Here is a 6,349-nt window from a genome sequence, read left to right on the forward strand (position 1 = left end):
GCCGGCTCTGAGGGCGCTCGGCGTAACGAAAGAGCGGCGGCCCCGAGAAGGCGCCGGAGGCGGCCCGGTCGAGGGCGGTGCAGAGGGGCGCGGCGGTGCCAGCGAGGCGGCGGTGGGCGGTGTCGGTGGTCTGTCGGGCCTGGCGGGCGGCCGCGCAGGCGCATTCGGCAACGTCCCGGCGGTGACCCTCACGGCGCGCCGCGCGTGCTGGAGGGCGGTGTCGTGGTCGGGGTCGTAGCGCTCTGCGCGGGTCTGGGCGGTGTGGTCGCGCACGCGCTGCCACCCGGCGCAGCTGGCGGCCGTGGTGGCGACGGCGTTCTCGTCTCCGGCGTCGGCGTACCGGTCGGCGGTGCGCTCGTCGTCCCGGGCCCGGTGCAGGGCCTGCTGGATGTCCTCCAGGGTCATCCCGGCCGCCCGGCGGCGGACCCGGCTGCGGACGTCGCCGAGAAGCGCTTGCCGAGCTCGCCATCCGACTGGAGGCTGCGCTCGCCTGACCCGCGCCACGGTGCCTCCACCGGGGAGGCGACCCGTACCCGGGCCGCCGATTCAGTGCCTGGGCACTGTTCGGCGGCCGCAGCGCCACGTCAACTCCGCTTTCGGGCGGAGCTGATGACGCCCTCGGCGAAAGGCAAACTCGCTACGCTGAAAACCGCGCCGAGCACTTGGAGTTGGCATTTCGAAGAACATCGACCTGCCCTTGCCGCCCTCCAGGCTCCGCTCCGCAGCGCCAATCCGGTTGGCGACCGCCGGGTCGGCAGGGCCACGAGGACGATCCTTCCAGTCGAAAGCCGCCAGCTGGGTCGTCAAGGTGTCGGTTCGGCGATTTCCTGCGTGCCGATGACCGCGAGGAGGTCGAGCAGGCCGGAACTGTCCGTACCGGTCGCGGGAGTGAACCAGAGCAGGCGCTGCCGGCCGTCCTCGCTGAACAGGTTGAGGCAGTTGACCTCGACCAGACCGAGCATGGGGTGGTTGAGGCGCTTGCGGTCGTTCCGCCGGAACGCCACGTCGTGGTCGGCCCACAGCGCGGCGAATTCGGAGGAGGTGCCGAGCAGCGACTGGATCATCGAGGTGGCTTCGGTGTCCTTCGCGTCCCTGCGCGCGGCAGCGGCCCGTAGATCCGCGACGAAGGCACGGGACTGGGCCTCGTGATCGGATTCGGGGTAGAGACGTCGGGCGTCGGGTTCCGTGAACCAGCGGTGGACGAAGCTGGCCCGAGGGCCTCGGAGGCCGGTCTGGTCTCCGAGCAGGGCCACCGCGGCCGGGTTCTGCACGAGGGTGACGTGCAAGTCGGTAATGACTTGTGCTGGTGCCGATGCCAGCCGGTCGAGAAGGTCGAGCATGCCGGGGTGCACGTGCGAGGCCGCTCCGCCCTGTACGGGCACCGGGCGGTCCGCCAGGTGAAAGAGGTAGTCGCGTTCGTCGGCGCTCAGGCGCAGGGCCCTGGCCAGCGCGGCGATCATTTGCCCGGACGGTTGGGACCCGGCTCCACGCTCGAGCTCGTTGTAGTAGTCCACCGATGCTCCGGCGAGCTGGGCGACCTCCTCGCGGCGCAGCCCGGGAACCCGGCGCCGGGGCCCGCTCGGGAGCCCGATGTCGGCCGGGCGGATGCGTTCACGCCGCGAACGCAGGAAGGCTCCCAGCTCGGTGTACTTCGCAGAACTCATGACCGCCATTGTGCGCTTCGCCGGGCCCTTGGCCCAGGGGATGACATCCCCTGGTTGCGCAGCTCAGAGCGGTGCATCGTGGGGGACATGACTACGAACCACCAAGCTCGGACTCATGAACCGGCGGCCGCGCGGGTTGCCGTCGTTACCGGAGGATCACGCGGCATCGGCCGGGCGGTCTCCCGCAGGCTCGCCCAGGACGGCCTGGCCGTCGTGGTGAACTACGCCCACGACGCGGCCGCCGCCGAGGAGACGGTGGCGGCGATCACCGCTTCCGGCGGGCGCGCGATCCGCGTGCAGGCGGATGTGGCGGACGAGAGCGCGGTGGCCTCGGTGTTCGACCGGGTGGAGCAGGACTTCGGCGGCGTGGATGTCGTCGTGAACTGCGCCGGTCGACTCGCTCTGTCGCCCATCGCCGACCTCGACCTCGCCGTGCTCGACGCCGTGCACCGCACCAACATCCGCGGCGCTTTCGTCGTCGCCCAGCAGGCGGCCCGGCGCCTGCGTGCGGGCGGCTCCTTCGTGGGGTTCTCGACCTCCGTGGTCGGCACCCAGTTCCCCGGGTACGGCGCGTACGCGGCGAGCAAGGGCGCCATCGAGTCGATCACGCTGATCCTCGCCCGCGAGCTGCGCGGACGGGACGTCACCGTGAACACCATCGCCCCCGGGCCCACGGCCACGGACATGTTCCTCGACGGCAAGACGCCCGAGCAGATCGAGCAGCTCGCCAAGACCCCGCCGCTGGAGCGGCTGGGAACCCCCGAGGACATCGCCAACGTGGTCGCGTTCCTCAGCAGCCCGGAAGGGCACTGGGTCAACGGCCAGGTCCTGCGGGCCAACGGCGGCATGGTGTGAGTGCGCGGCCGAAGGTCGTGGTGGTCACCGGCGCGTCCAGTGGCTTCGATTCCGGCCGCGACGGCAGCGAAGTGGTCTCCGCCGTGTACGACCGCGTCCGTGCGGAGTTCTTCCACCGCATCGGCATCGACGAACTGCTCACTCCCCGCGCCAGCCTCTAATCACGCCGGCTCCGGCCGAGGGACGGCCATCGGCTTTCCGCCCCCTCGGACACAGACGTCCGACCCCATGGAAGAAACCCACTCAAAGGAGCAGGACCCATGCCTTTCGCCAACTTCAAGGTTCCCGCAGGCACCATCACCGCAGAGGACAAGAAGAAGATCGTCGAGCGCACCACCGAGCTGTACGCGGAGATCTACGGTGAGCGGGCCCGTCCCACCACGGTCGTGCTCGTCGACGAGGTCGTCGACGGCGGCTGGGGCGTCGCCGGCAACGTCCTTACCGCCGCCATGCTCAACGGCGACGCCTGACGCCGACCACCCGTGTGGGGCCCGGCGCAGCCCGCCGGGCCCCACACGGCCTTCACCGGCCCTCCTCCGTGTCGCGCCTTCGCGCTCGCAGCAGCGAACCGCGGGTCGCTGAGCACGGCCGGCGCCACTCACTCTCGGTGACTCTCGGGATCTCCCATCGTTTCTCGCCCTCAACGCGCGGCTACGGCGGCGCGAAGAAGATCAACGGCCGCAAGCGACGCCTGGTCGTCGACACCCTCGGCCTGCTCCTGATGATCCTGGTCAAGACCCGCGCCGACAGCGCCCAGGCCGTGATCCTGTGGTCCGGTGCGCAGCGTCGCCGCCCAAGTGGTCAGAGTGAGCGCGTTGATCCCTGGCCAGTAGCCGAGGTGCGGCACGGCGCCGGTGCGGCGAGCGTCTGGTGATGTCGCGGCGCACGACTGTGGCTCCGGGCTCGAACCGGGCGCCGGCGCCCGGCGCGATGGGCGCCGCACAACGCTGCCCGGGCATCGGCATCGGGACGGTGCGCCGGGGGAACGGCTGCTTTCGGCCGATGAGCGTTCGGTCGGGTGTGGCTTCCGTGCCCCGTGCGGCCCGCTACACCCCCGCGCGGCGCACCGTGCGGTTCGGCACCGGTGAAGCGGCAGCGTGCCGCCGCCATGGCGACTTTTCCACTGTCATATGCGGAACTTCACAGTCCCTCCCTATATTCGCCGATGCACGTCACCGAGCACGTCCCGGCCGCGGGTCACAGCGGCACTGTCACCATCGACAACGAGGACGGAACCATCGTGCGCAGGAACACCAGGAGCAAGAGGCTCGGAATCGCCGGCTGTCTGCTGGCCGGGTTCGCGGCGGCCTGCGTCGTCGCGGCTCCGGCCGCCGAGGCACAGTCGGCGTCGCCGACCCGGGTCGAGGGCCTCAACTGCAGCACCCCGACCATCGGTTTCCTCAACGGCCAGTGGTACTACGGTATTTCGTGCTCGTCTTGGGGCACCACCAAGTGGTGGGTGAACGTCAACTGTTCAGACGGCTCCTCGCGGAGCGACGGTCCGCACACCGCGTTCCTGAACGTCCTCCTGTACTGCCCGCCGAACACCACCGTCACCAAGGGCTGGGTCAGCTATACCCCGTGACTCGAAGCTCCGGATCCCGCTGCGCCGCCGTCCCGCGCTCTGGGGCGGCGGCGCGGCCGTTCCGCGAGCGCCGGCCCTCCGTGAAGCCGCTTCCGGACGGCTCCGGGCCGGGGCGGGCGGCCTGCGCGCGGGTGTGGGAGTAGGCGGGCGAGGGCGGGGCGGGACGGGACGGGCGTGGGAGCGGCGCTGGCCGTCCTTCCCGCGGCTGTTGGTGGTCCTGGTCGGCGCGGCGTCCGCCGGGGTGCGCGGCGGTGGCGGACCTGCGGCTGGCCACCCGCGGCGCCGGGCCGTCGCCGACCAGAAGGCGCGGGAGGAGGCCGAGCGCGAGCGGGTCGCCGCCGAAGCCGCGGTGGCCGAGGAGAAGCGGCGCGGCTCCTGGTGGCGCCGCTCCTGACCAGACGCTGGCCGGGCCTACTTGAGGTCGGGCTGTGCTGTGTCCGAGAGCGGTTCTGTACGACTGCTGGGTAACGTGCGCGGTGGCGCGCGGGCCGTCCCACAGGAGGGAACGGCCCGCGGCTGGGTGGTTCGGTGGCGCCTGGGCTCAGCCCAGTTGCTGGGCGTTCAGGCTCGTGAGGTGTTCCTGGGCGGGGCTTTCCTTCGCGTAGAGGACCTGGATGTCGATGGCGAGGCCGGCGCCGGGGTCGATGGTGTGCCCGCCGCCCGCCGGGGAACCGAGCAGGACGCTGCCCTCGGTGCCGTCCCGCAGGACCTGGCCCCAGAAGACATCGGTGAACCCCTTGTACAGGGCAGTCCCATCGGGCAGGTCACCGAAGCCGAGCGCCCATTTCACGACGCGCGTCTCGGCGGCGCGCACCGTGATCCGGTAGGAGTAGATCCACTTCTGGGTCTCCCAGTCCTGCCACTTGCTCAGGAAGGCCTGCTCGACGATCAGGTTCCCCAGGAAGGGAGCCGCCAGCGCCGACTGCGGCTGGTCGTTCCAGGTGCCGTTCGGACTGTCGGCCATCGCGATCCGCCGCAGGTCCGCGATCGAGGACCTGCGGTCCACCGGCAGCGAATGCCCCCGTTGGTCGGCGGCCGAGAAGAGCGCGTTGTCCTCGTCGGTGCGGTTGACGACGCTGCTCACCCCGTCGCCGCTGTGGTCGAAGCCGTACACGGAGAAGTCGTTGACGTGCGAGCCCACCGGAATGGCCAGGATCTTGTCACCGACCCCCGGCCTCTGACCGATGTTGAAGTTGGTGGCGCGGTAGAGGCAGAAGCTTCCTTCGGGGCACGCCTCTTCTCCCTGGCCGTAGATCAGCTGCGCGTTCTCGTCGCTCACGGTGTCTGCCTTCCTGTTGACGACTGATGGGCCCGCACAAGACCGCCCGGACCCCTGCATCCGCTGAAGTCCTTCAGGCCGTGGCGTATCGGTGCCGGTCGGGCCGGGGCCCGGCGACCGGGGCACGGCCACGGAAACCCGTCGATACTGAAAGTGACCGTACCATCGCTATTCGTAGTCGAATGGTTCGATTTGCATGGCAACTTCGTACCCGATCGGCTGGTACCGACTGATGAGTTTCGCTCCCAGGGCCGGGCTACACCCAGAACATCAACACCAGCGAAAGAGAGCACATGTCCTTCCAGGCGTAACTGGACACCATCGAGACCAAGACCGGCCTGACGCCGCGCGAGTTCATCGCGCTCGCCGAGCAGCGCGGCTTCGACGATCCGTCCACGAAGGCGGGTGTGATCCTCACGTGGCTCAAGGAGGACCACGGCCTGGGCCGAGGACACGGCATGGCCCTGGTCCACGTCTTCAAGCACGGCGTGAAGATCGATGCCAACCACGTGGGCACGTCGGGCTCGCACCGCGACGCCTCCGACACCCTCTGGCTGGACGGCAAGGCGAGCCGACCCGCGTGACCACCCACGAGCCGGCCGGCGCAGGCCGGCGACGACAAGGCGCTCCAGCGGCGGCCGCGAGGCCGAGGTCGGGAAGGAGATCGATGGCGGCGGCCCCAGCGCAGCGGGTCGGCGAGCGGTCAGGCAGCGAGGGCCGGCTTCCCTGTTGAATCGGCCTGTCCGGTCGAGCCGGTCGACTGGCACGCGGCGCAGGAGCCGGGCGGCGAGTTCGGCGTCGAGGCGCTCGGCGTCGCCGGGGTAGCCACGGTCCGGCACGGAGGAGGTCACCGTCGGGGGGGGGCGGGGGGGCGGCCCCCCCCCCCCCCCGGGCGCCGGGGGCGGGGGGGGGGGCGGGGACACCCAAACAACACCCCCCCCAGGGAGAGGGGGGGGAGTGGGAGGA

8 protein-coding genes and 1 pseudogene are annotated in these 6,349 nt (G+C 70.9%); 7 read left to right on the forward strand and 2 right to left on the reverse strand.

The window, feature by feature from the left end:
- Nucleotides 1-803: 803 nt before the first annotated feature.
- Nucleotides 804-1,664, reverse strand: coding sequence for a helix-turn-helix transcriptional regulator (locus ACWCXH_RS36685; RefSeq protein WP_449805841.1), 861 nt, complete (start codon nucleotides 1,662-1,664; stop codon nucleotides 804-806).
- Nucleotides 1,665-1,751: 87 nt separating this feature from the next.
- Between ACWCXH_RS36685 and ACWCXH_RS36690 the strand changes: the two genes are divergently transcribed.
- The 6 genes and pseudogenes from ACWCXH_RS36690 to ACWCXH_RS36715 all read left to right on the forward strand — a co-directional run bounded on the left by ACWCXH_RS36690 (nucleotide 1,752) and on the right by ACWCXH_RS36715 (nucleotide 4,498).
- On the forward strand, nucleotides 1,752-2,519 hold the full coding sequence (locus ACWCXH_RS36690; RefSeq protein ID WP_449805842.1) for an SDR family oxidoreductase: 768 nt from the start codon (nucleotides 1,752-1,754) through the stop codon (nucleotides 2,517-2,519).
- Nucleotides 2,516-2,680: a hypothetical protein gene (locus ACWCXH_RS36695; protein ID WP_449805843.1), complete on the forward strand. Its 165-nt coding sequence runs from the start codon at nucleotides 2,516-2,518 to the stop codon at nucleotides 2,678-2,680. Before ACWCXH_RS36690 ends, ACWCXH_RS36695 begins: the two co-directional genes overlap by 4 nt.
- Nucleotides 2,681-2,779: 99 nt before the next feature.
- A complete protein-coding gene (locus tag ACWCXH_RS36700) occupies nucleotides 2,780-2,989 on the forward strand; it encodes a tautomerase family protein (RefSeq protein WP_363486669.1) in 210 nt (69 codons plus the stop codon).
- A gap of 173 nt (nucleotides 2,990-3,162) precedes the next feature.
- Nucleotides 3,163-3,267: pseudogene (locus ACWCXH_RS36705) on the forward strand (IS5-like element IS4811 family transposase); the annotation flags it as partial.
- Nucleotides 3,268-3,684: 417 nt separating this feature from the next.
- Nucleotides 3,685-4,104: a hypothetical protein gene (locus ACWCXH_RS36710; protein WP_449805844.1), complete on the forward strand. Its 420-nt coding sequence runs from the start codon at nucleotides 3,685-3,687 to the stop codon at nucleotides 4,102-4,104.
- Between the two features lie 208 nt (nucleotides 4,105-4,312).
- Entirely contained in the window at nucleotides 4,313-4,498 is a 186-nt protein-coding gene (locus tag ACWCXH_RS36715; RefSeq protein WP_449805845.1) for a hypothetical protein, read from the forward strand.
- A 147-nt stretch (nucleotides 4,499-4,645) separates the two neighbouring features.
- Here ACWCXH_RS36715 and ACWCXH_RS36720 read toward each other — a convergent pair whose 3' ends face one another.
- Nucleotides 4,646-5,383 carry a peptidase inhibitor family I36 protein gene (locus tag ACWCXH_RS36720; RefSeq protein ID WP_449805846.1) on the reverse strand — a complete coding sequence of 246 codons (738 nt, stop codon included), beginning with the start codon at nucleotides 5,381-5,383 and terminating at the stop codon, nucleotides 4,646-4,648.
- Between the two features lie 320 nt (nucleotides 5,384-5,703).
- On the opposite strand from ACWCXH_RS36720, the gene ACWCXH_RS36725 reads away from it, so the two are divergent.
- Nucleotides 5,704-5,967, forward strand: a complete 264-nt coding sequence (locus ACWCXH_RS36725) for a DUF4287 domain-containing protein (RefSeq protein WP_449805848.1) — start codon at nucleotides 5,704-5,706, stop codon at nucleotides 5,965-5,967.
- The last annotated feature ends 382 nt before the right edge of the window (nucleotides 5,968-6,349 follow it).

It is taken from the genome of Kitasatospora sp. NPDC001660, assembly GCF_053596725.1.

Excerpts from the sequence above, each read along its gene's own strand:
- ACWCXH_RS36690 (WP_449805842.1), top strand. The coding sequence starts at position 1,752 with ATGACTACGAACCACCAAGCTCGGACTCATGAACCGGCGGCCGCGCGG.
- ACWCXH_RS36700 (WP_363486669.1), top strand. The coding sequence starts at position 2,780 with ATGCCTTTCGCCAACTTCAAGGTTCCCGCAGGCACCATCACCGCAGAG.
- ACWCXH_RS36710 (WP_449805844.1), top strand. The coding sequence starts at position 3,685 with ATGCACGTCACCGAGCACGTCCCGGCCGCGGGTCACAGCGGCACTGTC.
- ACWCXH_RS36685 (WP_449805841.1), bottom strand. The coding sequence starts at position 1,664 with ATGAGTTCTGCGAAGTACACCGAGCTGGGAGCCTTCCTGCGTTCGCGG.